At 64.9% G+C, this 24311-nt stretch carries 22 protein-coding genes and 1 riboswitch; of the genes, 8 read left to right on the forward strand and 14 right to left on the reverse strand.

Annotated elements, in window-relative coordinates; translation table 11 throughout:
- Positions 1-24 precede the first annotated feature (24 nt).
- Complete coding sequence (locus tag ACVMB0_RS14900) at positions 25-525, reverse strand: type III secretion system chaperone family protein (protein WP_229185331.1); 501 nt, start codon at positions 523-525, stop codon at positions 25-27.
- Between the two features lie 445 nt (positions 526-970).
- A riboswitch (FMN riboswitch) is annotated at positions 971-1123 on the forward strand.
- A 76-nt stretch (positions 1124-1199) separates the two neighbouring features.
- Between ACVMB0_RS14900 and ACVMB0_RS14905 the strand changes: the two genes are divergently transcribed.
- Both ACVMB0_RS14905 and ACVMB0_RS14910 read left to right on the forward strand, forming a co-directional pair.
- Positions 1200-1781 (forward strand): 6,7-dimethyl-8-ribityllumazine synthase, encoded by a 582-nt coding sequence (locus tag ACVMB0_RS14905; RefSeq protein ID WP_461346738.1) that lies wholly within the window; start codon positions 1200-1202, stop codon positions 1779-1781.
- A 121-nt stretch (positions 1782-1902) separates the two neighbouring features.
- Positions 1903-2709 carry an SDR family NAD(P)-dependent oxidoreductase gene (locus tag ACVMB0_RS14910; RefSeq protein ID WP_461346739.1) on the forward strand — a complete coding sequence of 269 codons (807 nt, stop codon included), beginning with the start codon at positions 1903-1905 and terminating at the stop codon, positions 2707-2709.
- 269 nt (positions 2710-2978) lie between these two features.
- Here ACVMB0_RS14910 and ACVMB0_RS14915 read toward each other — a convergent pair whose 3' ends face one another.
- The 6 genes from ACVMB0_RS14915 to ACVMB0_RS14940 all read right to left on the reverse strand — a co-directional run bounded on the left by ACVMB0_RS14915 (position 2979) and on the right by ACVMB0_RS14940 (position 8414).
- A complete protein-coding gene (locus ACVMB0_RS14915) occupies positions 2979-3932 on the reverse strand; it encodes a ribose-phosphate pyrophosphokinase (protein ID WP_028344316.1) in 954 nt (317 codons plus the stop codon).
- A gap of 178 nt (positions 3933-4110) precedes the next feature.
- Positions 4111-4731: a hypothetical protein gene (locus tag ACVMB0_RS14920; RefSeq protein ID WP_461346740.1), complete on the reverse strand. Its 621-nt coding sequence runs from the start codon at positions 4729-4731 to the stop codon at positions 4111-4113.
- A 183-nt stretch (positions 4732-4914) separates the two neighbouring features.
- The gene (gene pgeF / locus ACVMB0_RS14925) at positions 4915-5682 is read right to left on the reverse strand and encodes a peptidoglycan editing factor PgeF (RefSeq protein ID WP_461346741.1); all 768 of its coding nucleotides are present in this window, start codon (positions 5680-5682) and stop codon (positions 4915-4917) included.
- Positions 5679-6737 carry a class I SAM-dependent methyltransferase gene (locus tag ACVMB0_RS14930; RefSeq protein WP_461349656.1) on the reverse strand — a complete coding sequence of 353 codons (1059 nt, stop codon included), beginning with the start codon at positions 6735-6737 and terminating at the stop codon, positions 5679-5681. Before ACVMB0_RS14930 ends, pgeF begins: the two co-directional genes overlap by 4 nt.
- A gap of 84 nt (positions 6738-6821) precedes the next feature.
- Positions 6822-7664, reverse strand: a complete 843-nt coding sequence (gene lgt, locus ACVMB0_RS14935; protein WP_461346742.1) for a prolipoprotein diacylglyceryl transferase — start codon at positions 7662-7664, stop codon at positions 6822-6824.
- 15 nt (positions 7665-7679) lie between these two features.
- Entirely contained in the window at positions 7680-8414 is a 735-nt protein-coding gene (locus ACVMB0_RS14940; RefSeq protein WP_461346743.1) for a dienelactone hydrolase family protein, read from the reverse strand.
- Positions 8415-8591: 177 nt separating this feature from the next.
- Here ACVMB0_RS14940 and ACVMB0_RS14945 point away from each other — a divergent pair, with 177 nt between their 5' ends.
- From ACVMB0_RS14945 to ychF, 4 genes are all read left to right on the forward strand, one after another.
- Positions 8592-8852, forward strand: a complete 261-nt coding sequence (locus tag ACVMB0_RS14945; protein ID WP_038388183.1) for an accessory factor UbiK family protein — start codon at positions 8592-8594, stop codon at positions 8850-8852.
- Between the two features lie 263 nt (positions 8853-9115).
- Entirely contained in the window at positions 9116-9841 is a 726-nt protein-coding gene (locus ACVMB0_RS14950) for a 50S ribosomal protein L25/general stress protein Ctc (protein ID WP_456750124.1), read from the forward strand.
- Positions 9842-9896: 55 nt separating this feature from the next.
- Positions 9897-10499, forward strand: a complete 603-nt coding sequence (gene pth, locus ACVMB0_RS14955) for an aminoacyl-tRNA hydrolase (RefSeq protein ID WP_461346744.1) — start codon at positions 9897-9899, stop codon at positions 10497-10499.
- Between the two features lie 57 nt (positions 10500-10556).
- Positions 10557-11654, forward strand: a complete 1098-nt coding sequence (gene ychF / locus ACVMB0_RS14960) for a redox-regulated ATPase YchF (RefSeq protein ID WP_461346745.1) — start codon at positions 10557-10559, stop codon at positions 11652-11654.
- Between the two features lie 271 nt (positions 11655-11925).
- Here ychF and ACVMB0_RS14965 read toward each other — a convergent pair whose 3' ends face one another.
- Positions 11926-12201: a metal-sensitive transcriptional regulator gene (locus ACVMB0_RS14965; protein WP_456756288.1), complete on the reverse strand. Its 276-nt coding sequence runs from the start codon at positions 12199-12201 to the stop codon at positions 11926-11928.
- Positions 12202-12266: 65 nt separating this feature from the next.
- On the opposite strand from ACVMB0_RS14965, the gene ACVMB0_RS14970 reads away from it, so the two are divergent.
- Positions 12267-14660, forward strand: coding sequence for a heavy metal translocating P-type ATPase (locus ACVMB0_RS14970; RefSeq protein WP_461346746.1), 2394 nt, complete (start codon positions 12267-12269; stop codon positions 14658-14660).
- A 105-nt stretch (positions 14661-14765) separates the two neighbouring features.
- Here the strand turns inward: ACVMB0_RS14970 and dapA are convergent, their stop codons facing one another.
- The 3 genes from dapA to trxB all read right to left on the reverse strand — a co-directional run bounded on the left by dapA (position 14766) and on the right by trxB (position 18106).
- Positions 14766-15680 (reverse strand): 4-hydroxy-tetrahydrodipicolinate synthase, encoded by a 915-nt coding sequence (dapA, locus tag ACVMB0_RS14975; protein WP_461346747.1) that lies wholly within the window; start codon positions 15678-15680, stop codon positions 14766-14768.
- A 537-nt stretch (positions 15681-16217) separates the two neighbouring features.
- Entirely contained in the window at positions 16218-17138 is a 921-nt protein-coding gene (locus ACVMB0_RS14980) for a LysR family transcriptional regulator (protein ID WP_028344089.1), read from the reverse strand.
- Positions 17139-17140: 2 nt separating this feature from the next.
- Positions 17141-18106: a thioredoxin-disulfide reductase gene (gene trxB / locus ACVMB0_RS14985; RefSeq protein ID WP_461346748.1), complete on the reverse strand. Its 966-nt coding sequence runs from the start codon at positions 18104-18106 to the stop codon at positions 17141-17143.
- 293 nt (positions 18107-18399) lie between these two features.
- Between trxB and ACVMB0_RS14990 the strand changes: the two genes are divergently transcribed.
- Positions 18400-18879, forward strand: a complete 480-nt coding sequence (locus tag ACVMB0_RS14990; protein WP_028333106.1) for an Lrp/AsnC family transcriptional regulator — start codon at positions 18400-18402, stop codon at positions 18877-18879.
- A 305-nt stretch (positions 18880-19184) separates the two neighbouring features.
- On the opposite strand, the gene ACVMB0_RS14995 is transcribed toward ACVMB0_RS14990, so the two are convergent.
- From ACVMB0_RS14995 to carB, 3 genes are all read right to left on the reverse strand, one after another.
- Positions 19185-19580: a DoxX family protein gene (locus ACVMB0_RS14995; RefSeq protein WP_456750118.1), complete on the reverse strand. Its 396-nt coding sequence runs from the start codon at positions 19578-19580 to the stop codon at positions 19185-19187.
- 352 nt (positions 19581-19932) lie between these two features.
- Entirely contained in the window at positions 19933-20406 is a 474-nt protein-coding gene (gene greA / locus ACVMB0_RS15000) for a transcription elongation factor GreA (RefSeq protein ID WP_456756287.1), read from the reverse strand.
- A gap of 197 nt (positions 20407-20603) precedes the next feature.
- On the reverse strand, positions 20604-24068 hold the full coding sequence (carB, locus tag ACVMB0_RS15005; protein ID WP_461346749.1) for a carbamoyl-phosphate synthase large subunit: 3465 nt from the start codon (positions 24066-24068) through the stop codon (positions 20604-20606).
- Between the last annotated feature and the right edge of the window lie 243 nt (positions 24069-24311).

A 24311-nucleotide genomic window follows, 5' to 3' on the forward strand; every position in this document is an offset into this window, starting at 1 on the left:
CATCGAATATGTGGAACGAAACCCTTACGCCTCGCCCTCGGTATCGAACATCGCCGCCGCCATCGCCTCGGTGGTCGACTTGCCGGCCCACACCACGAACTGGAACGCCGGATAGTAGCGCTCGCAGGCGTGGATCGCGTTGACCACCATGGCCTCGCATTGCGAGGTGGAGGCGGTGAGGCCGCCGGGCAGCACCAGCGCCTGACGATGCATCACCATGCCGGTGTGGGTCCAGAGGTCGAAATGGCCGACCCACAATTGCTCGTTGATCGCGGCGACCAGCCGCTGCACTTCGGCGCGGCGCGCCTGCGGCATCTTCATGTCGAAGGCGCAGGCGAGATGCAGCGCCTCGATCTCGCCCATCCAGGTGAACGAGAGCTGATAGTCGATCCAGTCTCCCTTGGAGACGATCGTCACCTCGTCTTCGCCGGAACGCTCGAACGCCCAGTTGTTGTCGGTGGCGATATCCTCGACCACCGCAAGCGGGTTGTTCCGGGAATCGATAATGCTTTCGAGGAGGGACATGCCGTCTCGGACCTTATTCTTATGATCGCTTGATACGCACACGGAAGCCGGCACTTGCGACATACTGCGTCGTGGCCGAGTACAGCTCCTTGACCGGGCTTCCGGATGCCCCTGGACCTGACGCCGATGAAGTGATGTGATTTGCGGAATCCGCGCAACCGCACGCCGAGTCCGTCCACAGCCAAAGCGCGCATCGTCCACAGCTGATCTCCGCCACATCTGTGATTTGGAGAACAAATCGGAATCTCCGCATTCGAGTAACGGTTTGTTAACCATTTGCGGCCGCTTCGCTGCACGTGTGAATCAGCGCTTCGGCCCCTCCGGTCAGCCGGCCTAGAGCCGCAACGCGGGCATGGGGACATGCCATTTCCCCATGCCAAAGGACCTTGCCCCGCTGTCGCGGTTTGGTCATATTTCGTCTCAGGCGCGTCCATCCCGGGCGTGCCGATGTTCTCAGGGCGGGGTGAAAATCCCCACCGGCGGTAAGGGCGATGAGCCCAAGCCCGCGAGCGCCTCGTTCCGCGAAGCGGGACAAGGGTCAGCAGATTCGGTGCAATTCCGAAGCCGACGGTTACAGTCCGGATGAAAGAGAACGGTTGCGGCAGCCAACGCGATTTTCGCGTGGGCGTGTCGTTGTCCGTATGCCCTGATTCTGGTCCTGAAAGAGGAAAGCCATGAATCAGATGTTGCAAGACACTGAAGTTCAACACGCCGAAGTCCAAACATCCCCAGCAGAAAGCGCTCCCGACACGCCGGCAACTCCGCCGGTGCCGGAGCATCCGCATTTCGCTAAGCCGCAGCGCGTTGCCTTCGTGCAATCGTCCTGGCATCGCGACGTGGTGGAGGAGTGCCGCATCTCCTTCCTGAAGGAGATCGAGGCACGCCACATCACCAATGTCGACGTGTTCGAGGTGCCGGGCTCGTTCGAGATCCCGCTGCATGCGCAGCTGCTGGCGAAAACGCGGCGCTACACCGCGATCGTCGCGGCCGGGCTCGTCGTCGATGGCGGCATCTACCGCCATGAATTCGTCGCCGACACCGTGATCAAGGGGCTGATGGATGTGCAATTGCGCACCGAGGTGCCGGTGTTCTCGGCGGTGCTGACGCCGCAGCAATTCCACGAGACCGAGGTGCATTACGAGTTCTTCCGCAAGCATTTCGTGATCAAGGGGATCGAGGTCGCGGAAGCCTGCGCCAACACGCTGCACAGCCTGGAGCGTTTGCGCGGCCAAGTCGCGGCGGGGATTCCCGGGTAACGCGTCGGAGCTTCGAAGGTCTAACACAAAAGCGGTCCCGGCATGCACGCCGGGATCGCTCTCGCCCGCCGCATGTTCGGCTATGCTCGCAGGCATAAATCAAAACACGCGGGAGGTGCCCATGACCGAACACCATTCTTCCGACTGGCTCGGTCTGTCGGGCCGCGTTGCCGTCGTCACCGGCGGAGGCGGCGGCATCGGCCGCGCCACCGCGGTCAGCTTCGCGCGGGCCGGCGCCAAAGTCGCTGCGCTCGATCGCGACGAGCGCTCCCTTGCGGAGACCAAAGCCAAGCTGCGCGAGTTCGGCGACGGCCATCTCGTCGCAAGCTGCGACACCACCAGCGAGGACAATGTCGCAGACGTCGCCGACACCGTCGCGCGCACGCTTGGTCCGTGCGACATCCTGGTCAACACCGCGGCCGTGCTGCGTCCCGGCGGCCTCGACACGCTGCCGCTCGCCGAATGGAACGCGGTGCTGGCGGTCAATCTCACCGGCTATTTCATCTGCGCGCAGGCGTTCGGCCGCCAGATGCGCAAGGTCGGGCGCGGCAGCCTGATCCATGTCGCCTCGATCGCCGCCAGCAATGCGCAGGGGCAGAGCGGCGCCTACAGCGTCAGCAAGGCCGCCGTCGTGATGCTCTCGCAGCAGCTCGCTGCCGAATGGGGGCCGCACGGCATCCGCAGCAATGTGGTCAGCCCCGGCCTCGTCGTCACGCCGATGAGCCAGGCGTTCTACGATACGCCGGGAGTTACCGAGCGGCGCACCGCCGTGGTGCCGATGCGCCGGATCGGTGCGCCGCAGGACATGGCGGACGCGACGTTGTTCCTGGCCAGCGACCGCTCGTCCTACGTCAATGGCGAGGAGATCATCGTCGATGGCGGCTATGCGCGGACGCTGATGAACCACGTTCCGCGGCCGGGGTTTTAAGAAGGCCGCATCTGCAAATTCAATGTCGTTCCGGCCTTGAGCCGGAACCCATAACCACCAATGCGAATTGATTTACGACGCTGGGGCCCCAGCGCGCTTCAACAACTCGATCCTGTGGTTATGGGGTCCCTGCTTTCGCAGGGACGACAGCAGCGAGTTAATCAAACTACGCCGTAGGGTGGGCAAAGCAATAGCGTGCCCACATCCCAAGCGCGGGCTTGATGGTGGACACGGCCAATCGCGCCTTTGCCCACCCTACAGAGCCGTCATTAGTCGAATAGGCTGGAGACCGACTCTTCCGCGGCGGTGCGGCCGATCGCTTCGGCGATCAGGCCGGCGATCGAGATCTGGCGGATGTTCGGCGCCTTGTTGACGGCTTCCGTCGGCAGGATCGAGTCGGTGATGACCAGCTCCTTCAGCCGCGACGAGGCGATGCGCGCGGCGGCGCCGCCCGACAGCACGCCGTGGGTGATGTAGGCCGAAACCTCCTTGGCGCCGTGCGCGATCAGCGCCTCGGCCGCATTCACCAGCGTGCCGCCGGAATCGACGATGTCGTCGACCAGGATGCAGTTGTAGCCGGCGACGTCGCCGATCACGTTCATCACTTCGGACTCACCGGGGCGCTCGCGGCGCTTGTCGACGATCGCCAGCGGGGTATTGATGCGCTTGGCGAGGCCGCGGGCACGCGCCACGCCGCCGACGTCGGGCGACACCACCATCACCTTGGCGAGGTCGAACTTCTCCTTGATATCGCGCACCATCAACGGCGCAGCGAAGAGGTTGTCGGTCGGGATGTCGAAGAAGCCCTGGATCTGGCCGGCATGCAGGTCGAGCGTCATGACGCGGTCGACGCCGGCGTGCGAGATCAGGTTGGCGACGAGCTTGGCCGAGATCGGGGTGCGCGAGCCGGACCGGCGATCCTGCCGGGCATAGCCGAAATACGGCACCACCGCGGTGATGCGGCGCGCCGAGGAGCGGCGCAGCGCGTCGGTGATGATCAAAAGCTCCATCAGATTGTCGTTGGCGGGAAACGACGTCGATTGCAGGATGAACATGTCCGAGCCGCGGACGTTCTCCTGGATCTCGACGAAGATCTCCATGTCGGCGAAGCGCCGGACCACGGCCTTGGTCAGTTCGATGCCAAGGCCCTTGGCGATGTCCTGCGCCAGCGCAGGATTGGAGTTGCCGGCGACGAGCTTGATTGATCCGTTCTTTGCCGACATCGATGCTTCCCCCCGCGCCTTGCTGGATACGACGTTCAGCATCTCAAGTCCTTACAGAACCGGCGGGTTTTCGGTGCGCGAGGGAATATCAGGCAGGCGGCCGCGCTGGCAACCCATTAGCCCGTCTTCACTGCGTTTTCCTGGGCAAAAAACGCCTTTTCCCGGGAGATACCGGGGGTTAGTCGGCGGAATAGCTGAGCGCCACGGTCTCGGCGGGCGCCGGGACGCTGACCATGGCAGGCCCGCGCAGGTCGGGAGCCGCCGGGGCCGGCGCCGGGCCATCGGTCGGACCGCCATTGATCATGCTGGTAAGGCCACTGAGGCCGGCCTGGGCGATCCTGCGCAGCACCAGATCGTCTGCGGCGGCCCAGGCGTCGCGGCCGGCCTTGCCGGCGGGTTCTTCGCCGGAGAGCCGGAGCGCACGTTGCTGGTTGCTGTCGTAGACGTCCCACACCCACGCGATCATGGTGCGGCCGCGCACCACCTGCGCCGACAGATAGCTGCGCACGCGATAGGCCGCGGTGCCCTGGCGCGACACGATCGACAGGCTGCGCAGCTTGGATTCGCTGTCGAGCACGCCGACCATGCGGTCGAACACCTGGGGGGGCGGGCCGTCGATCGATTCGAAGGCGACGGTGGCGCCGCCGCCGCTCGCCGGCGTGGCCATGGCGTAGGAGTCGGCCACGTTGCCGCCGGCCGCGCAGCCGCCAAGCGCGCATGCGATCGCCAGCCATCCGGCTGCGATCGCGGCACGTACGGCTGTCCCAGTTTGAAACTGGTGATTTGACGCTTCCCTCATTGCGTCCTGCGATATCGTTAAAACGGCTTAACGTCTAGGGCAGGACGGCCACAGCCCTTAACCGATCCAGGGGCTGTGCCACGAGGTTTCGGATTTCCTTGCTCAGTCAGAGAGATGGTGCCGCATGACCTCGCTGCCGGTTCGCAATGCTGGCCTCGTCTGATGGCGACCGGACGCGCGGCGTCAGCCTTCCAGCGCGATGGCGTGCACGTGCCGGCCGTAATCGGCTTCCTTGCGGTGGACCGAGCGGCGGTAGCTGAAGCAGCGCTCGTCGGAATAGGTGTCGATGCCGAGATCGTCGATCATCAGCACGCCGGCATTTTCCAGCCGCATCCGGATGAAGCCGGCGAGATCGAACATCGCGTGTCCGTCGCGCTCGCCGGGCAGGAAGAACATGCCGTTCTCGGCATCGGCCTCGATGAAGCGCTCGACGAATTCGTTGCCGACCTCGTAGGATTCCTTGCGGATCAGCGGGCCGATCGCGGCGACGATGCCGCCGCGCTCGGCGCCGAGCTTCTCCATCGCATCGATGGTCGATTCCAGCACGCCGGTCAGCGCGCCCTTCCAGCCGGCATGCGCCGCGCCGATCACCCGTGCATTGGGATCGACGAACAGGATCGGCCCGCAGTCGGCGGTCGTGACCGAGATCGCAAGCCCCTCGGTGCGGGTGACGAGCGCGTCCGCCTTCGGACGCGGCGCGCCGTTCCACGGGCTATCGACGACGACGACGTCGAGCGAGTGCACCTGATGCACGCTGATCAGATGATCGAGCGGCACGCCGAGCTGCTCTGCCATCCGCCGCCGGTTCTCCGCGACCTTGGCCGGATCGTCGCGCGAGCCGAGCCCGCCATTGAGGCCGGCATAGACGCCCTCGGAGACCCCGCCCTCGCGCGAGAAGAAGGCATGGCGCAGGCCCGGTATGGCCGACAGCAGCGGTGATCCCAATGTCATTGTTCGGTCTCGTCAGGCTGATCGCTGAGGCCGGCGATCGAGGTGAGGCGCGGGTCGGAGATGGCCATGACCTTGAACATCGAGCCCATCCCGCCGCGCCCGGGCTCGGTCAGCCGCTTCAGCGCGCCGGCAATGTCGGCGGACATTTCGGGGCTGGCTTTCGCCATCAGTCCGGCGGCGCGGGCTTCGACGCCGAGCCGCTTGAGGAAGTCGCCCTGCGTGGCCGGGCCGTGGACCCGCGCGCCGACATCCTCGGCGGCGCGTGCCAACGCCTGGAAATCGACATGCGCGGTGACGTCGGCCTGTCCCGGGTTCTTCAGCGGGTCGGCGAAGCTGTGGCGTGCGATCGCCTGGAAGGTGTCGCCGGCATCGCTGCGCAGGTGGCCGTAATCGATGATCAGCGCGGCGCCGTCCTGGTCGCGCACCCGGGTGGCGAGCTTCATGACCTCGTTGTCGGGCCGCCATTCGAACACCGCATTTAGCGGCGCGGCGCGCACCAGCGGCGGCAGCAGCACCTCGAAGTGCGGTGTCGGTTCGGGAGCGGGGGCGAAATACAAATTGCCATTGGCATCCATCCCGACCGTGCGCTCGTGCCAGCCGGTCTCGCGGCGGACCATCTGGTGGATCGGCAGCACGTCGAAATACTCGTTGGCGAGGATCACCGCCGGTCCCTCGGGCACGTCGTCGATGCTGTCGTGCCAGGTGACGTCGCGCACGCCGGTCAGCGTCGCCTGCTGTTTCTCGCGCAGCACCGGATTGACCTCGACGAGGTGAATGCTGAGCGACTGGTAGAGCGGCGGCAGCACGCGCAGCGCACGCAGCGCGTCCGACATCATGGTGCCGCGGCCGGGCCCGAGCTCGATCAGGCGGAACGTCTCCGGCGAGCCGATCGCACGCCAGATCGAGGCGCTCCACAGCCCGAGCAGCTCGCCGAACATCTGGCTGACCTCGGGCGCCGTGGTGAAATCGCCCTCGCGGCCGAGCGGATCGCGCGACAGGTAATAGCCGTACTGCGGGTGCATCAGGCACAGTTCCATGTAGCGCCAGACCGGCATCGGCCCGGACAGCTTGATCAGCCTCCTGATCTCATCCAGCAGCGGGGAGGGTTCGCTCACGGCCTTCCTTGGATTGCACTTGCGTCACGTTGCATTCGGCGCCGGCCCGTTCGCCTTGCGGCGGACGGCGGACGTGATGATGATAGCGCCCACGATAATCATTGGCACCGACAGCAGCATCCCCATGGTTAATCCGCCCCACAGGAATCCGAGCTGCGGATCGGGCTCCCGGAAGTGCTCGCCGATGATTCGGGCGATGCCGTAGATGGTGATGAAGCTGCCGAGGATCAGGCCGGGCCGCTTCAATGCGCCCAGCCGGATCATGATCGCCAGCGCCGTGAACAGCACGATGCCCTCGAGGCCGGCCTCATAGAGCTGGCTCGGATGGCGCGGCAGCGGTCCGCCATTGGGGAAGATCATCGCCCAGGGCAGGCTCGGATCGGCGTGCCGGCCCCACAATTCGCTGTTGATGAAATTGGCGAGCCGGCCGAGGAACAGGCCGATCGGCGCCACCGCGGTTGTGATGTCGCCGAGCGACAGGATCGGGATGTTGTTGCGGCGGGCAAACAGCATCACCGCGGCGACGCAGCCGAGGAAGCCGCCGTGGAACGACATGCCGCCCTTCCACAGCTCGAGAATCTCGGACGGATGCGCCATGAAGAACGGCAGATTGTAGAACAGCACGTAGCCGGTGCGGCCGCCGACGATGATGCCGATGGTGACCCAGAGGATGAAATCGTCGAGCTGCGGCAGCGTGATCGGCACCTCGCCGCCCCACAGCCGCTGCTTCTTGATCAGCGAGCGGGCGTAGATCCAGCCCAGCACGATGCCGACGATATAGGCCAGCGCATACCAGCGGATCACGATCGGCCCGAGCGCGAGCGCGACGGGGTTGAACACCGGGAAGTCGATCAGCAGGAACGGCATCGTGCAGGTTGAGGCTCAGTTCACGAGGTTGCGCCGGTAGAGCGCGAGCAGCCGCTCCCAATGGCGTTCGGCGGCGTCGCGGTCATAGACCGGGCGCTTGGGGAAGGCAAAGCCGTGATGCGTGCCGGGATAGACCTCGACCTCGTTGCTCGATCCCTTCATGCCGGCCTTGACCTGCTCGATGATTTCCCGAGGCGCGTAGATATCGGTCTCGGCGCAGGCGAAATAGAGTTCGGCCTTGGTCTTTTGCGCGGCAAGGTGCGGGCTGTCGGGCTGGTCGGTCGCCAGATGCGTGCCATAGATCGAGGCGGCAGCCTTGACCCGATCGCCGAAATGCGTCGCCGCGTTGATCGCATAGCGGCCGCTCATGCAGTAGCCGACGGTGCCGACGATTTTGGTGTTGGCAGCCTTCTGGGTCTCGGCATAGGCGAGCAGGCCTTTGGTGTCTTCCATCACCAGCGGGATGTTGATGGAGTTCATGTATTCGAACATGCGCTTGCGCTCGGGCGCGTCGGGGTCGGGCGGTATCGGACCGAGCTCCATCACGCCGGACCGGTAGTACAGATTGGGCAGCATCACATAGTAGCCGGAGGTGCCGAGCCGGCGCGCCATGTCGCGCAGCTCCTCGCGGATCGCCGGTGCGTCCATGTAGAAGATCACGACCGGGAAGGGGCCGCCGCGCTCGGGATGGGTGATGAAGGTGGTGGTCTTGCCGTCCTTGGTCGGAATCTCGACGGTCGCTTCGATCATGGCGTTTCTGCTCGCGTTATGTGTGCGATTTCTGTTGTGAGTTCATACGATTGCAAGGAAACCGGAGCATGACAAGGCGGGCTCACGGGAGGCCTGCCATTCGCGGCGGACTTGAACCGGATGGCTGACATCGCCATTGTCTTATCGCGATTCAGTGAACGCGGAGAGTTTTGCGAGATGACCCAGACCAGCAACCGGTTTTTCGACGAGATCGGCCGTCTGATGAACGACGCCGCCGGCGCCGCCCAGGGCGTCAAGCGCGAGGTCGACACGGTCATGCGCAACCAGGCCGAACGGATCCTGCGCGACCTCGACGTGGTCAAGCGCGAGGAGTTCGACGCGGTCAAGGACATGGCCCGCCTGGCGCGCGAGGAGAACGAGGCGCTGAAGGCGAGGATCGCGGCGCTGGAAGCCAAGCTCGGCGGTTCGGCGGGTTAGCCGCTTCTGTAGCCCGGATGGAGCGCAGCGAAATCCGGGGGCGCCATCCGCGGATCAATTCCCCGGATTGCGCTTCGCTGCATCCGGGCTACGTTCCCGCCGTGGGCCAAGCAAGAAAAATCCCTTCATTTCCTTGTCATTTCGGCCCTTTGGGGCTAAAAGCCCGCCACGTCCGCGGCCCCCGCACCCCTGGAGGCTCGCTGTGGACTTGAGCATGGGCCGCGCTGCGGCCTTTAACTTTTTAAATACAAGGACTTAACGCTATGGCGACCGTCAAGGAATTGAAGGCGACCGCGCGTCCGAAGAGCGGCAAGGGGGCCGCCCGGGCAGAGCGTCGCGCCGGGAGAGTTCCCGGAGTGATCTACGGAGACAACCAGCCCCCCGTCACCATCTCGGTCGACGATCGTGAACTGCGCCAGCGCATCCTGGCCGGCCGGTTCCTGACCACGCTGTTCGATATCGATGTCGAGGGCAAGAAGCACCGCGTGATTCCGCGCGACTACCACCTCGACCCGGTGAAGGACTTCCCGCTCCATGTCGACTTCATGCGGCTCGGCGAAGGCGCGACCATCCGCGTCAGCGTGCCGCTGCACATCGTGAACGGTGAAAGCTCGCCGGGCGTCAAGCGCGGTGGCACCGTCAACATCGTCACCCACGCCCTCGATCTCGAGTGCTCGGTGGACAACATTCCGCAGTACATCGAGGCCGACGTCGGCGCGCTCGAGATCAGCTATTCGCTGCATCTCTCCGACGTCAAGCTGCCGAAGGGCGTGAAGTCGCTGACCCGCGAGGACGCGACCCTCGTCACCATCGTGCCGCCGTCCGGCTACGCCGAAGAGCAGAAGGCCGCGGCTGCGGCGGCTGCTGGTGGTGCTGCGGCTCCGGCCGCGGGTGCTGCGGCTCCGGCTGCTGCCGCTCCGGCTGCGGGCGCTGCGGCTCCGGCCGCGGGCGCCAAGGCTCCCGCCGGCGGTGGCGACAAGAAGAAGTAATCGATCAGGTCGGCGCGCGATCCTCTGATGGCGCGCCGATTCGGGATGCCGCGCCATGCGCCTTTTTGTCGGTCTCGGTAATCCCGGTGCGAAATACGCCAGCAACCGACACAATATCGGTTTCCTGGCGGTCGATGAGATTGCACGGCGTCATGGTTTCGCACCATGGCGCCGTCGCTTTCAGGGCGAGACTGCCGAAGGCGTCATCGATCGTGAGAAGGTCGTGCTGCTGAAGCCGACCACCTTCATGAACGAGTCCGGACGCGCGGTGCAGGAAGCGGCGAACTTCTTCAAGCTGGTGCCCGCCGACGTCACCGTGTTCCAGGACGAGCTCGAACTGCCGCCCGCCAAGGTGCGGGTCAAGATCGGCGGCGGGATCGCCGGCCATAACGGGCTGCGCTCGATCTCCGCGCATATCGGCAACGACTATCGGCGGGTGCGGCTCGGGATCGGTCATCCCGGCGTCAAGGAGCTCGTGCACAGCCACGTGCTGTCGGACTTCGCGAAAAGCGACCGGGCGTGGGTCGAGGCCTTGTGCCAGGCCATCGCCGACAATGCCGGCCTGCTGGCTTCCGGACACGACGCCTCGTTCGCCAATAAGGTGCATCTGACGATGCAGGCCAAGGGATTTTTCGACACCAAGGACGAGGGGCCCTAGCGGACCCTCGTCACTCAGTTCAGCCGCGCAGCGTGTGCGCGAGAGATCGGGACGAACATGGGATTCAAATGCGGGATCGTCGGGCTGCCTAACGTCGGCAAGTCGACGCTGTTCAATGCGCTGACCGAGACGGCGGCCGCCCAGGCGGCGAACTATCCATTCTGCACCATCGAGCCGAATGTCGGCGAGGTGGCGGTGCCCGATCCGCGGCTGGAGAAGCTCGCTGCGGTCGCGAAATCCGCGCAGATCATCCCGACCCGGCTGACCTTCGTCGATATCGCAGGACTGGTCCGCGGCGCGTCGCAGGGCGAAGGCCTCGGCAACCAGTTCCTCGCCAATATCCGCGAGGTCGATGCCATCGCCCATGTGGTGCGTTGCTTCGAGGATTCCGACATCACCCATGTCGAAGGCAAGATCGCGCCGCTCGCCGACATCGAGACCATCGAGACCGAGCTGATGCTGTCGGACCTCGACAGCCTCGAGAAGCGTGTCGACAATCTCGCCAAGAAGGCCAAGGGCAACGACAAGGAAGCCAAGGAGCAGCTCGAGCTGGTCAATCGCGCGCTGGCGTTGCTGCGCGACGGCAAGCCGGCTCGCGGCATGGAGCGCAAGCCGGAGGAGGAGCGTGCGTTCCGCATGCTCGGGCTGTTGACCTCGAAGCCCGTGCTCTACGTCTGCAACGTCGAGGAAGGCTCGGCCAAGGACGGCAACAATTTCTCCAAGGCGGTGTTCGAACGCGCCAAGGAGGAAGGTGCGGTCGCGGTCGTGATCTCGGCCAAGATCGAATCCGAGATCGCGACGCTGTCGCGCGAGGAGCGCGCCGAGTTCCTGGAGACGCTGGGCCTCGAAGAGGCCGGCCTCGATCGGCTGATCCGCGCCGGCTACCAGCTGCTCGACCTCATCACCTACTTCACCGTCGGCCCGAAGGAAGCCCGCGCCTGGACCATCGACCGCGGCACCAAGGCGCCCGCCGCCGCCGGCGTGATCCATACCGATTTCGAGAAGGGTTTTATCCGCGCCGAGACCATTGCCTATGACGATTACATCGCCGGCAACGGCGAAGCCGGCGCGCGCGATGCCGGCAAGTTGCGGCTGGAAGGCAAGGAATATGTCGTCGCCGACGGCGACGTGATGCATTTCAGGTTCAATACCTGAGCAGCGATTTCGGGCTCGCTTTCTCCCAAGTCGTCCCGGCGAAGGCCGGGACGTGAGGCGCCGCTCTATCCCCACGTCGTCCCGGGCAAGCGAAGCGCGACCCGGGACCCATAACCACAGGGTGGTGTTGTTGAAGCGAGCTGTGGCCCCAGCTCGCTTCATCCCCACGTCCTGTGGTTATGGGTCCCTGCTTTCGCAGGGACGACACTGAATATGTAGAGGCGCTGCTGACTTTCCATCAGCGCGACTGGCGTGCCGCAATCAACCAGCTCTACCGATCCGCCCGCCCGATCACGTCCATCAGCTCGGCGATCTTGCGCCGCTGGTCGGCCTTGTCACCGGACGAGATCGCGTGCTCCACGCAATGCGCCACATGATCGCGCAGGACCTCTTCCTCGACGCGGCGCAACGCCGCGCGCGCGGCTGCGATCTGCGTCACCACGTCGATGCAATAGCGGTCGTCCTCGACCATGGCGGCCAGCCCACGGATCTGACCCTCGATCCGTTTGAGCCGTTTTAAACAGGATGCCTTGACCTCGTCTCTCATAGGCCTCATATACCCCCCTAGGGTATGTAAATCAAGAGGCCGGGATATCGGCCGGGAAGAGTTTCGTGGCACAGGCAAAGCACGACCACTCGCACGCCGATCATCATCATCATGGCGCGGCCGCGCAGTCCTGCTGCGGCGGCAAGCATGATCACGGCGCGACGCCGGCCGAGGCCGCGTTCGCGATCGATCCGGTCTGCGGCATGAAGGTCAACCTGGCGACCGCCAAGCACCGCTTCAGCTACAAGGGCGAGGAGTACCTGTTCTGCAGCGGCCGCTGCCGCGAGCGTTTCGAGGCCGAGCCCGAGAAGTATCTCAAGCCGCGCGAATCGGAGCCTCCGATGCCGGCCGGCACCATCTACACCTGCCCGATGCATCCCGAGGTGCGCCAGGTCGGTCCCGGCTCTTGCCCGATCTGCGGCATGGCGCTGGAGCCCGAGCAAGTCTCGCTCGACGACGGACCGGATCCCGAACTGATCGATATGACGCGGCGATTCTGGATCGGTCTTGCGCTCACCTTGCCGGTGTTCGTGCTGGAGATGGGCAGCCATCTCGGGCTGATGCATCTGGTGCCGATGGGCTGGTCGAACTGGATCTCGTTTGTGCTGGCGACGCCGGTCGTGCTGTGGGCCGGCGCGCCGTTCTTCGCGCGCGGCTGGCAGTCGGTCGTGACGCGCAATCTCAACATGTTCACGCTGATCGCGATGGGCACCGGCGTCGCCTATGCCTACAGCGTGGTTGCGACCCTGGCGCCGCAGCTGTTCCCGCCGGCATTCCGCGACATGCATGGCGCGGTCGCGGTGTATTTCGAGGCAGCCGCCGTGATCACGGTGCTGGTGCTGCTCGGTCAGGTGCTGGAGCTGCGCGCCCGCGCGCAGACCTCGGGCGCGATCCGGGCGCTGCTTGGGCTCGCGCCCAAGACCGCGCGCCGCATCACCGAACATGGCGACGAGGATATCGAGATCGATGCCATCAAGGTCGGCGACCGCCTGCGCGTGCGCCCCGGCGAGAAGGTGCCGGTCGACGGCGTCGTGATCGAGGGCAACGCCGTCATCGACGAATCCATGGTCACAGGCGAATCGATGCCGGTGACGAAGGCGGAAGGCGCCAACGTGATCGGCGGCACCGTCAATCAGAGCGGCGGCGTCGTGATGCGCGCCGACAAGGTCGGCCGCGACACCATGCTGTCGCGGATCGTCGACATGGTGGCCAAGGCACAGCGTTCGCGCGCGCCGATCCAGCGGCTCGCCGATCGCGTCGCCGGCTGGTTCGTGCCGGCGGTGGTCGCCGCCGCCGTGTTCGCCTTCATCGCCTGGTCGGTGTTCGGTCCCGAGCCGCGCCTGACCTTCGCACTGGTCGCGGCCGTCACGGTGCTGATCATCGCGTGCCCCTGCGCGCTGGGGCTCGCGACGCCGATGTCGATCATGGTCGGTGTCGGCCGTGGCGCGCATTCCGGCATCCTGATCCGCGACGCGCAGGCGCTGGAGCGGATGGAGGCGATCGACACGCTGGTGATCGACAAGACCGGCACGCTTACCGAGGGCAAGCCGAAAGTCACCCGCATCATTGCCGCCGAAGGCGTCGACGAGAGCGATCTGCTGCGCCTGGCTGCAAGCGTCGAGCAGGGCAGCGAGCATCCGCTGGCGCAGGCGATCATCGCTCGCGCCAAGGAGCGCAAGCTTGCAACATCCGCGGTCAGCAATTTTGCCTCGCCCTCCGGCAAGGGCGCGACCGGCCTCGTCGAGGGCAGGCAGGTTGCGCTCGGAAATTCGGTGCTGATGGGCGAGCTGAAGATCGCCACGTCAACGCTGGATGAGGCCGCCGAAGTTGCGCGGCGCGACGGCGCGACGGCGATCTATGTCGCGGTCGATGGCCGTATCGCCGGCGTGATCGCGATCGCCGATCCGGTCAAGCCGTCGGCTACAAATGCACTCCAGGCACTGCGTGCCGAGGGTCTGCGCATCGTGATGCTGACCGGCGACAACGAGACCACCGCGCGCGCGGTGGCGAAGACGCTCGGTATCGACGAGGTCGAGGCCGGCGTGTTGCCGGAGCGCAAGAGCGAGGTCGTGCAGCGGCTGCGGGGCGAGGGCCGCATTGTCGCGATGTCCGGCGACGGCGTCAACGATGCGCCGGCGCTCGCCGCCGCCGATGTCGGCATCGCGATGGGCGGCGGCACCGATGTCGCGATCGAGAGCGCCGGGATCACGCTGCTCACCGGCGACCTGACGGGTCTGGTCCGGGCGCGGCGCTTGTCGGTCGCGACCATGCGCAACATCCGCCAGAACCTGGCCTTCGCCTTTGTCTACAACGCCGCCGGCGTGCCGATCGCGGCCGGCGTGCTGTACCCGTTGTTCGGCATCCTGCTGTCGCCGATGGTCGGCGCCGCCGCGATGGCGCTGTCCTCGGTCAGCGTGATCGGCAACGCGCTCAGGCTGTCGCGGGTGAAGCTGGATTGAGGCAACGAGATCGGTAGCCCGGATGCAGCGAAGCGAAATCCGGGGCCGTCACCTCACCGTGAGACCGGCCCCGGATTTCGCTTCGCTGCATCCGGGCTACAAGAGTCACGCCGGCAGCAGTAGTTGCGCGCGGCGCTCCATCTCGGCATCGAGCCAGCTTGCGAGATCCTCGCTCACCTCGACCATCGGTAGCCGCACCTCGGGGCTGTCGATCAGCCCCTGCCGCCACAGCCAGTGCTTGGCCGGCGCGGGGCTCGGTTCGGCGAACAGCAGCCGCGTCAGGCCGACGACGCTCTGCCACGCAGCCAATGCCGCGTCGCGCTTGCCCTGCTGCAGCAGCGTGCGGATCGAGGCGAATATGTTGGTCTCCAGATGCGCGGAGAGCAGGATCGCGCCGTCGGCGCCGTCCGAGAGCGCATCGAAGGTTTGCGCATCCTCGCCGGTCAGCACGCGAAAGCCGGCCGGCCGCCGGTTGAGGAAGTCGATCGATTGCGCACGGTCGGCGCTGCAATCCTTTATGCCGGCGATGTTCGGATGGTCGGCGAGCGTCAGCAGCGTCTCGTTGGTCAGGTTCACCGCCGTGCGATAGGGGATATTGTAGAGCACGATCGGCCACGACGCGTGATCGGCAAGCGCGTTGAAGTGCTGCACGAGGCCGCGCTGCGAGGGCCTGGTGTAGTAGGGGCTCGCGATCAGATAGCCGTTGATCGGCCAGTCGGCCGTGTCGTCCAGCGCGTCCTTCATCTTGGCGGTCGAGGCGCCGGAGAGCCCGAGGCAGACCGGTAGATGGCGGGAGCTGGCACTGAGCTCGTCGAGCACGACGCTGACCAGCCCCTCCATCTCATCCGTGCTCAGCGCCATGCCTTCACCGGAGGTCGCGCCGAGGATGAAGCCGTCGACGGGCCCGCTGGCGTAATGCCGCACGAGGCGGCGAAGCGACGTGGCGTCGAGTTCGCCGCCGCGGAACGGCGTGATCAGGGGCAGCCAGAGGCCCTGCAATTGCTGGTGTAGCTCAGTCATGTTCCATCTCCTCAGAGGACAAAGCCGGAGACGGGACCAACAAAAAACCCCGTCCAGGCGGCGGGGTTTCGGGATCGGTTTGAATGCGAAGGTGATCTTATCGCGCGCGATCTCGTGTCCCCGGGCGGGGAGCTTTTTTCGACGAGAGAGCGGCGCACGAAGTCGTGATCATGCGATCATGATGCTGCGCTGCGAGGTTGTTGTCAATGCACACGCTGACCGGGGCGTGCGGCAGGCTTTTGCATGACATTGAGGTGAAAGGGCATACGGATGAAAAAAAGCCGGGCTCGAGTGAGCCCGGCTTAAGGTATTGGCCACGTGAGGCCGACACAATCACCTTCCAAGAGGGATTACTGAACTTCCGCGCCACTGGAGGAGGGGGACATATGCGCGACGCGACCGCTCAGCGTGTGAACACTATGATCCCCATCGACGGCATGCAGCAACTATCCAGGTCGCATGTCAGTCATGCGGAGATTCAGGGGCCTATCGGGGCCGCGCGGCAAGCCCATAACCCGGCCCATAAGGCCAGCTTAATCAGGACGGCCAGCGCTGTGCCTTGCTGACCACGAAGTCGCGGAACACCTGCACCCGGGCCACTGTCTTCAGCTCTTCCGGATAGACGAAGTAGGTGTCGAGCGCGATCGAGTCGGACTCGCCGAACAGCTGCACGAGGTTGTTCTGTTCGACCAGATAGTCCGGCAGCGCGGCGATGCCGAGGCCCTGCTGGCAGGCGCGCACCAACCCCAGGATGTTGTTGACCTTGAAGTAGGGTTCGCGCGGACCGGAGCCGTTGCGGCCGGCATCGATCAGCCAGCTGCGGTTCTGCAGATGCGGCGGCACCTGCGAGTCGCCGAGCATGATGATGCGGTGCGAGTCGAGATCGTCGAGCGTCCGCGGCGTGCCGAAGCGCTTGATGTATTCCGGCGAGCAATAGGCGTGGAAGCCGATCGAGAACAGCTTGCGCTGGATCAGGTCCGGCTGGGTCGGCTTGCGGGTGCGGATCGCAACGTCGGCCTCGCGCATCGACAAATCGAGATCCTCGTCGGTGACGATCAGCGAGATCCGGATGTCCGGGTAGAGCGCGGTGAATTCGTCGAGCCGGGGGATCAGCCAGTTGATGCCGAGCGCCGGCGGGGTCGTGATCTTGAGGTCGCCACTCGGCCGCTCGCGGCTGTCGGTGAGCTTGGCGCGCGCCGCCTGCAACTGCATGAAGACGTCATGCGCGGTGCGGAACAGGAGGTCGCCCTGTTCGGTCAGGATCAGGCCGCGGGCATGGCGGTGAAACAGCGAGACCGAGAGCTCCTGCTCCAGCGCGCTGACCTGGCGGGAGACCGCCGATTGCGACAGGCCAAGCTGTTCGCCGGCATGCGTGAAGCTGCCAGCCTCCGCCGCTGCGTGAAAGACCTTCAGCTTGTCCCAATCCATATCCGTAAATCCGTCGCGAGATCGTGCCATGATTATTCCGCCGCTGCGCGATCGCTCGCGCGAAGAGCCAGGAAGCGTTCGGCCTCGAGCGCGGCCATGCAGCCGAGGCCGGCCGCGGTGACCGCCTGCCGGAAGGTTTCGTCCGCCACGTCGCCGGCCGCGAACAGGCCGGGCACCGAGGTCGCCGTCGAGTTCGGCGCCACCTCGACATAGCCCGAGGGTTTCAGCTTGATCTGGCCTTTGACGAGCTCGGTCGCCGGCGCATGGCCGATCGCAATGAACACGCCGTCGGTCTTGAGGTCGGTCAGCGCGCCGGTCTTGACGTTCTTCAGCCGCACATGGGTGACCTTGTTCGGGTTCTCCGATCCGCAGATCTCATCGATCGCGGAGTCCCACACCACGTTGATCTTGGGATGCTTGAACAGGCGCTCCTGCAGGATGCGCTCGGCGCGGAAGTGATCGCGGCGATGCACGATGGTGACCTGCGAGGCATGGTTGGTCAGGTACAGCGCTTCCTCGACGGCGGTGTTGCCGCCGCCGACCACCACGACGTCCTTGCCGCGGTAGAAGAAGCCGTCGCAGGTCGCGCAGGCCGAGACGCCGCCGCCCTGGAACTTCGCTTCCGAGGGCAGCCCGAGCCAGCGCGCCTGGGCGCCGGTGGCAAGGATCACGGTCTCGGCGAGATAGACGTCGCCGGAATCGCAGGTCAGGCGAAACGGGCGCTGGCCGAGTTCCAGCTTATTGACGAGGTCGGTGACGATCTTGGTGCCGACATGGGCCGCCTGCTTCTCCATCTGCTCCATCAGCCAGGGGCCCTGGATCACATCGGCGAAGCCCGGATAGTTCTCGACGTCGGTGGTGATGGTGAGCTGTCCGCCCGGCTGGATGCCCTGGATCAGGATCGGTTCGAGCATCGCGCGTGCCGCGTAGATCGCTGCGGTGTAACCGGCCGGGCCGGACCCGATGATGACGATCTTGGCGTGGACAGGCGCGGGCATTAGCTGATCCCTCTCTGCTGGGGACTTTGACGGGGACTTGTGTGGGGAGCACCCCGGAGCGGGTCACGGCGGTGCCAAAAGTGTCAAATCCAAGTCTAGGATATCTGGGAAGCTATGCAAGATTTGCAATCCATGGCGGCGATTTTTCCCCGGAACTGAAGTCACTTTCGCGAAATCGTGCGCTGCACGCGCAATAAAATTGCGCAACGCCGACTGGCTGGGCTATGAGAGTTGCCGGCGGATCTGCCAAAGATCTTGCCAAACCTTCCAAACTCCTAGGGAACCGTAGTCGCGTGTCGAAGAACCTTGACGAGATCGACCTCAAAATCCTCGCCGAGATCCAGGCCGATGGCCGAATCACCAATGTGGAACTCGCCAAACGCGTCGGCATCTCGCCGCCGCCCTGCCTGCGCAGGGTCCGGGCGCTGGAAGAGGAAGGCTACATCCAGGGATACCGCGGCCTGCTCGATCCGCGCCGCCTCGGCTACGACGTCACGGTGTTCGCCTCGGTGCATCTGTCGAGTCAGGCCGATGCCGATCTGCGCGCCTTCGAGAATTTCGTGCGCGCCGAGCCGCTGGTGCGCGAATGCTGGATGCTGTCGGGCGAAGTCGATTTCATCCTGAAATGCGTCGCGCCCGATATGGCGACGTTCCAGGATTTCGTCACCCACCTCACCGCCGCGCCGCATGTGCGCAACGTCAGGACGTCGCTGGTGCTGCACAACTCGAAATATGAGGCGGCGGTGCCGCTGGGCGTGAAGGTGGCGGGCTAACCGCGTTCATCGTCATTGCGAGCGAAGCGATCAATCTACCTGCCCGCATGAGCCGAGCGATGGATTGCTTCGTCGCTTTAGCCCCAAGTTTGCTCTGCGAGTTTGTCGCGAGCTCGTCGCCATGACGAGTGAGTTCGACGATTGCGTTTCGGCCGAGCGCTTTCTTATCCCTCCCCTGAAAGGGGGAGCGAAGGGTGGGGGTCAAGCCGCGGGCCAGAGCGCCTTCGTGGAAGCAGATCCCCACCCGGCTTGCGCTTTCAGCGCAAACCGACCTTCCCCTTGCAAGGGGAGGTGAGATCGCGCCGTTACCTCTTGCCCATCGCAGCGTCGACGCTGATCGGGCCGGGGCCCGAGGTTGCGAGATAGAGGCAGGCAAAGCAGAGCGCGATCGCCAGACTGCCGTTGTTGAGCAGCGGATAGAAGCCTTTCGGGAAATGGCCGATGAAGTAGGCGAAGGCCATTTCGCCTGCGAGGATGAAGGCCACGATCCGCGAGAACAGGCCGATCATCAGCAGCCCTCCCAGGATCAACTCGAGAGTGCCGGCCGCTCCGATCAACGAGAACAGTTCAACTTTCTCGAACATCGTTCCGGGCGGGAATTTGAGCAGCTTGGCGACGCCAAACTGAAACAGCAGCAGGCCCGTGATGAACCGAAACAGGCTGAGTGCCAGCGGCTGAAGCTTTGAAAGTGTCTGGTCCATTGTCATTTACCCCCTGTTTGACACACTGGAACGTTGCACGATGCAGAAACACACGGTGTCCGCCACCGGAGTGTGATGTCAACACCTTGCGTCCGGAATCATTCCTCGCGTCGTGGCGCTTGCGAGAGAATGCAACGGTGAGACGGCGACGCGCAGCGATGCGTGTTGCGACGCAATCATCCAGGCGGACCCGGTCCCCCGACATGATTATACTGCATAATCATGTCATGGCCTCACTGGCATGCCGTGCAGCTGCTCTCCACTCACATTGCTGTCAGACGCGGCCAAAACGCAGGCACAAAAAAAGCCGCGTGCTGGACGCGGCCTTTTTGCATCAGTCACGTCAAAGTAACTACCGCCATTCGACCTTGGTGATCTCGTAGGCCTTGGCGCCGCCCGGCGCCATCACTTCGACGGTGGCGCCCTTCTTCTTGCCGATCAGCGCGCGCGCGAGCGGCGAGGTGATTGAGATGCGGCCCTTCTTGGCGTCGGCTTCGACCTCGCCGACGATCTGCCACACCGCCTTCTTCTCGGTGTCCTCGTCGATCAGCGTCACGGTGGCGCCGAACTTGATGGTGTCGCCGGACAGCTTCGAGATGTCGATGATGTCGGCGCGCGCAAGCTTGTCCTCAAGCTCGGCGATGCGGCCCTCGTTATGCGACTGCTCTTCCTTGGCGGCGTGATACTCGGCGTTCTCCGAGAGATCGCCGTGCGAGCGCGCTTCCGCAATGTGTTCGATGATGCGCGGACGATCCTCCGACTGGCGTCGCTTCAACTCGTCCGTCAGCGCGGCGTATCCGCCCGCGGTCATCGGAACCTTATCCATCATCTTCGTCCTTCTTCGTGCGCGCCCGGCGGCCGTGCACGAATATCCAGTTCAGCTAACGCAGGAATCAGGGCGTGAGTGCGCCCGGAAGCCCAGTGATTATCGGCCCCGCTAAGGGCCGTGACAACAATCCAAGCGCGCGGTGAGTTCCAGCCATTCGGCTAATTGACCGCTTCGAGCCTTCAGCCGGGCAGCGGTCAGCTTTCGGAAAAGTAACTCTGAAGCGTGCGGACCTCAAGGTCCCCGTCCCGATAGGCCCGGATCCCCCGTGCGGCGGCCACCGCGCCTGAAAGAGTGGTGTAATATGGCACTTTATGCAAGAGGGCAGCCCGCCGCAGCGAACGGCTGTCAGCCAGCGCCTGCGGACCTTCGGTGGTATTGAAGACCAGCTGGACGTCGCCATTGGTGATGGCGTCGACGATGTGCGGACGGCCTTCGAGCACCTTGTTGACCTTTTCCGTCGGCACGCCGTTGTCGCTGAGGTAGCGTTGCGTGCCTGAGGTCGCCATCACCTTGAAGCCGAGCGAGTGCAACAGCCGCACCGCATCCGCGATGCGCATCTTGTCGTCGCCACGAACCGAAACAAACACCGTGCCCTGCCGCGGCACGCGCGTGCCGCCGCCGAGCTGGCTCTTGGCGAACGCGACCTCGAAGGAGCGGTCGATGCCCATTACCTCGCCGGTCGAGCGCATCTCCGGTCCGAGCACGGTGTCGACGCCGGGGAAGCGCGCGAACGGGAACACCGATTCCTTGACGCCGACATGGTCGAGCTTCTTCTTCTTCAGCTTGAAGTCGGCGAGCTTCTCGCCGGCCATGATCCGCGCCGCGATCTTGGCGACCGGCGTGCCGATCACCTTGGCGACGAACGGCACGGTGCGGGATGCGCGCGGGTTGACCTCGAGCACGTAGATCTCGCCGTCCTTGATGGCGTATTGCACGTTCATCAGGCCGACCACGTCGAGCCCGAGCGCGAGTTCGCGGGTCTGCCGCTCCAGCTCCTCGATGGTGCCGGCGTCGAGCGAATGCGGCGGCAGCGAGCAGGCGGAGTCGCCGGAGTGGATGCCGGCTTCCTCGATGTGCTCCATGATGCCGACGATGAAGGTGTCCTTGCCGTCGCAGAGGCAGTCGACGTCGACTTCGGTCGCATCGGACAGATAGCGGTCGAACAGCAGCGGGTTCTTGCCGAGCACGGTGTTGATCTGCCCGGTCTTGTCGTTCGGATAGCGCGCCTTGACGTCAGCGGGCACCAGCTCCGGCAGCGTTCCCAGCAGGTAGTCGTTGAGCTGGGTCTCCTCGCGGATGATCTGCATCGCGCGGCCGCCGAGCACGTAGGACGGGCGCACCACCAGCGGCAGATCGAGATCGGCGGCGACCAGGCGGGCCTGCTCGACCGAATAGGCGATGCCGTTCTTCGGCTGCTTGAGGCGCAGCTTGTCGAGCACGCGCTTGAAGCGGTCGCGGTCCTCCGCGAGGTCGATCGCGTCGGGCGAGGTGCCGAGGATCGGCACTTCGGCGGCTTCCAGCGCGCGGGCAAGCTTCAGCGGAGTCTGGCCGCCGAACTGCACGATCACGCCGTGCAGCGTGCCGTTCGTGCGCTCGGTCGCGATGATCTCGAGCACGTCTTCGGCGGTCAGCGGCTCGAAGTAGAGCCGATCGGCGGTGTCGTAGTCGGTCGACACCGTCTCCGGATTGCAGTTGACCATGATGGTCTCGTAGCCGGCGTCCTCGAGCGCGAAGCAGGCGTGGCAGCAGCAATAGTCGAACTCGATGCCCTGGCCGATGCGGTTCGGCCCGCCGCCGAGGATGATCACCTTCTTGCGATCCGATGGCGCGCTCTCGTCGGCGAGCGCGCCCGCGAACGGCCGCTCATAGGTCGAATACATGTAGGCGGTGGGCGAGGCGAACTCCGCCGCGCAGGTGTCGATGCGCTTGAACACCGGGCGCACCCCGAGCGCATGGCGCTTGGCGGTGACGTCGGCCTCGGCGCTGTCCGTCAGCACGGCGAGCCGCGCATCCGAGAAGCCCATCGCCTTCAGCGCCCGCATCCCGAATGCGTTCGGCGGCAGGCCGTTGTTGCGGACCTTGTCCTCCATCTCGACGATGGCGCGCATCTCCGCGAGGAACCAGGGATCGATCTTGCAGGAGTTGAAGATCTCCTCGTTGGTCCAGCCGAGCCGCATCGCCTGCGCGACCTGCAGGATGCGGTTCGGCGTCGGCGTGCCGAGGGCGGCGCGGATCGCGTTCTTGTCGTCGCCGCGGCCGAGCCCCTCGATCTCGATTTCGTCGAGGCCGGTCAGGCCGGTCTCGAGGCCGCGCAACGCCTTCTGCAAGCTTTCCTGGAAGGTGCGGCCGATCGCCATCACTTCGCCGACCGACTTCATCGAGGTGGTCAGCGTGGAGGAGGCGCCGGGGAATTTCTCGAACGCAAAGCGCGGAATCTTGGTGACGACGTAATCGATCGTCGGCTCGAACGAGGCGGGCGTGGCGCCGCCAGTGATGTCGTTGGCGATCTCGTCCAGCGTGTAGCCGACCGCGAGCTTGGCCGCGACCTTGGCGATCGGGAAGCCGGTGGCCTTGGAAGCCAGCGCCGAGGAGCGCGACACGCGCGGATTCATCTCGATCACGACCATGCGGCCGTCGACCGGGTTGATGCCGAACTGCACGTTGGAGCCGCCGGTCTCGACGCCGATCTCGCGCAGCACCGCCAGCGAGGCGTCGCGCATCACCTGGTATTCCTTGTCGGTCAGCGTCAGCGCTGGCGCGATCGTGATGGAATCGCCGGTATGCACGCCCATCGGATCGAGGTTCTCGATCGAGCAGATGATGATGCAATTGTCCTTTTTATCGCGCACCACCTCCATCTCGTACTCTTTCCAGCCGAGCACGCTTTCCTCGATCAGCACCTCGTTGGTCGGCGAGGCGTCGAGCCCGCGCTCGATGATGTCGAGGAATTCTTCCTTGTTGTAGGCAATGCCGCCGCCGGTGCCGCCCATGGTGAAGGAGGGGCGGATGATCGCGGGCAGGCCGATCTCGGACAGCGCCATCAGCGCCTCGCCGAAGGCGTGCTCCTGATAGCGCTTGCGACGGTCGTTCTCGCCGAGCGTCCACTGCCTTTCGAGCTCTTCCAGCGCCTCGCCGGAGAGCTTCTCGCGCTCGGCGAGGTATTTGTCGCGGTAGGTCTTCTTCAGCGCCGAGGCGTTGGCGAGCCGCGATTTCGGCGTCTCCAGCCCGATCTTGGTCATCGCCTCGCGGAACAGCTGGCGGTCCTCGGCCTTGTCGATGGCGTCAGCAGTGGCGCCGATCATCTCGACGTCGAACTTGTCGAGCGTGCCCTGACGGCGCAGCGACAGCGCGCAGTTCAGCGCGGTCTGGCCGCCCATGGTCGGCAACAGCGCGAAGCCGCCCGGGACGACGTGGCGCTCCTTTTCGATGATCTTGCCGACGATTTCGGGTGTGATCGGTTCGATATAGGTCGCATCCGCCAGTTCCGGATCGGTCATGATGGTGGCCGGATTGGAATTGACGAGGACGACGCGGTAACCCTCCTCCTTCAGAGCCTTCACCGCCTGCGTGCCGGAATAGTCGAATTCGCAGGCCTGGCCGATCACGATGGGACCGGCGCCGATGATCAGGATGGTGGAGATGTCGGTTCTTTTGGGCATCAGCTCTCGCGGACTGGAATTTGGGCACAAAAAAAGGGCGCGCTTCCCGCGCGTCCCTCGAGCCCTGCGCTACATGTTGTAGCGCGGGAAGCGCGATCCCTCGCGCGCGGGTGGTCTTTAGACCAGTTTCCGCACCCGCGAAACCCCCAAAAACGCCCAATCAACCGCGATTCTGGGGGAAAATCCGCATTCGGCGTATGCCCGGTCAGGGGTGGTCAGAACGGCGGTGTATCCGGTAGGAGC

It is taken from the genome of Bradyrhizobium sp. USDA 4451 (assembly GCF_054822585.1).

Coding starts and splice junctions, on each gene's coding strand:
- ACVMB0_RS14900 (WP_229185331.1), bottom strand. CDS start 525: ATGTCCCTCCTCGAAAGCATTATCGATTCCCGGAACAACCCGCTTGCG.
- ACVMB0_RS14905 (WP_461346738.1), top strand. CDS start 1,200: ATGAATCAGATGTTGCAAGACACTGAAGTTCAACACGCCGAAGTCCAA.
- ACVMB0_RS14910 (WP_461346739.1), top strand. CDS start 1,903: ATGACCGAACACCATTCTTCCGACTGGCTCGGTCTGTCGGGCCGCGTT.
- ACVMB0_RS14915 (WP_028344316.1), bottom strand. CDS start 3,932: ATGTCGGCAAAGAACGGATCAATCAAGCTCGTCGCCGGCAACTCCAAT.
- ACVMB0_RS14920 (WP_461346740.1), bottom strand. CDS start 4,731: ATGAGGGAAGCGTCAAATCACCAGTTTCAAACTGGGACAGCCGTACGT.
- pgeF (WP_461346741.1), bottom strand. CDS start 5,682: ATGACATTGGGATCACCGCTGCTGTCGGCCATACCGGGCCTGCGCCAT.
- ACVMB0_RS14930 (WP_461349656.1), bottom strand. CDS start 6,737: ATGCCGGTCTGGCGCTACATGGAACTGTGCCTGATGCACCCGCAGTAC.
- lgt (WP_461346742.1), bottom strand. CDS start 7,664: ATGCCGTTCCTGCTGATCGACTTCCCGGTGTTCAACCCCGTCGCGCTC.
- ACVMB0_RS14940 (WP_461346743.1), bottom strand. CDS start 8,414: ATGATCGAAGCGACCGTCGAGATTCCGACCAAGGACGGCAAGACCACC.
- ACVMB0_RS14945 (WP_038388183.1), top strand. CDS start 8,592: ATGACCCAGACCAGCAACCGGTTTTTCGACGAGATCGGCCGTCTGATG.
- ACVMB0_RS14950 (WP_456750124.1), top strand. CDS start 9,116: ATGGCGACCGTCAAGGAATTGAAGGCGACCGCGCGTCCGAAGAGCGGC.
- pth (WP_461346744.1), top strand. CDS start 9,897: ATGCGCCTTTTTGTCGGTCTCGGTAATCCCGGTGCGAAATACGCCAGC.
- ychF (WP_461346745.1), top strand. CDS start 10,557: ATGGGATTCAAATGCGGGATCGTCGGGCTGCCTAACGTCGGCAAGTCG.
- ACVMB0_RS14965 (WP_456756288.1), bottom strand. CDS start 12,201: ATGAGAGACGAGGTCAAGGCATCCTGTTTAAAACGGCTCAAACGGATC.
- dapA (WP_461346747.1), bottom strand. CDS start 15,680: ATGACTGAGCTACACCAGCAATTGCAGGGCCTCTGGCTGCCCCTGATC.
- ACVMB0_RS14980 (WP_028344089.1), bottom strand. CDS start 17,138: ATGGCACGATCTCGCGACGGATTTACGGATATGGATTGGGACAAGCTG.
- trxB (WP_461346748.1), bottom strand. CDS start 18,106: ATGCCCGCGCCTGTCCACGCCAAGATCGTCATCATCGGGTCCGGCCCG.
- ACVMB0_RS14995 (WP_456750118.1), bottom strand. CDS start 19,580: ATGGACCAGACACTTTCAAAGCTTCAGCCGCTGGCACTCAGCCTGTTT.
- greA (WP_456756287.1), bottom strand. CDS start 20,406: ATGGATAAGGTTCCGATGACCGCGGGCGGATACGCCGCGCTGACGGAC.
- carB (WP_461346749.1), bottom strand. CDS start 24,068: ATGCCCAAAAGAACCGACATCTCCACCATCCTGATCATCGGCGCCGGT.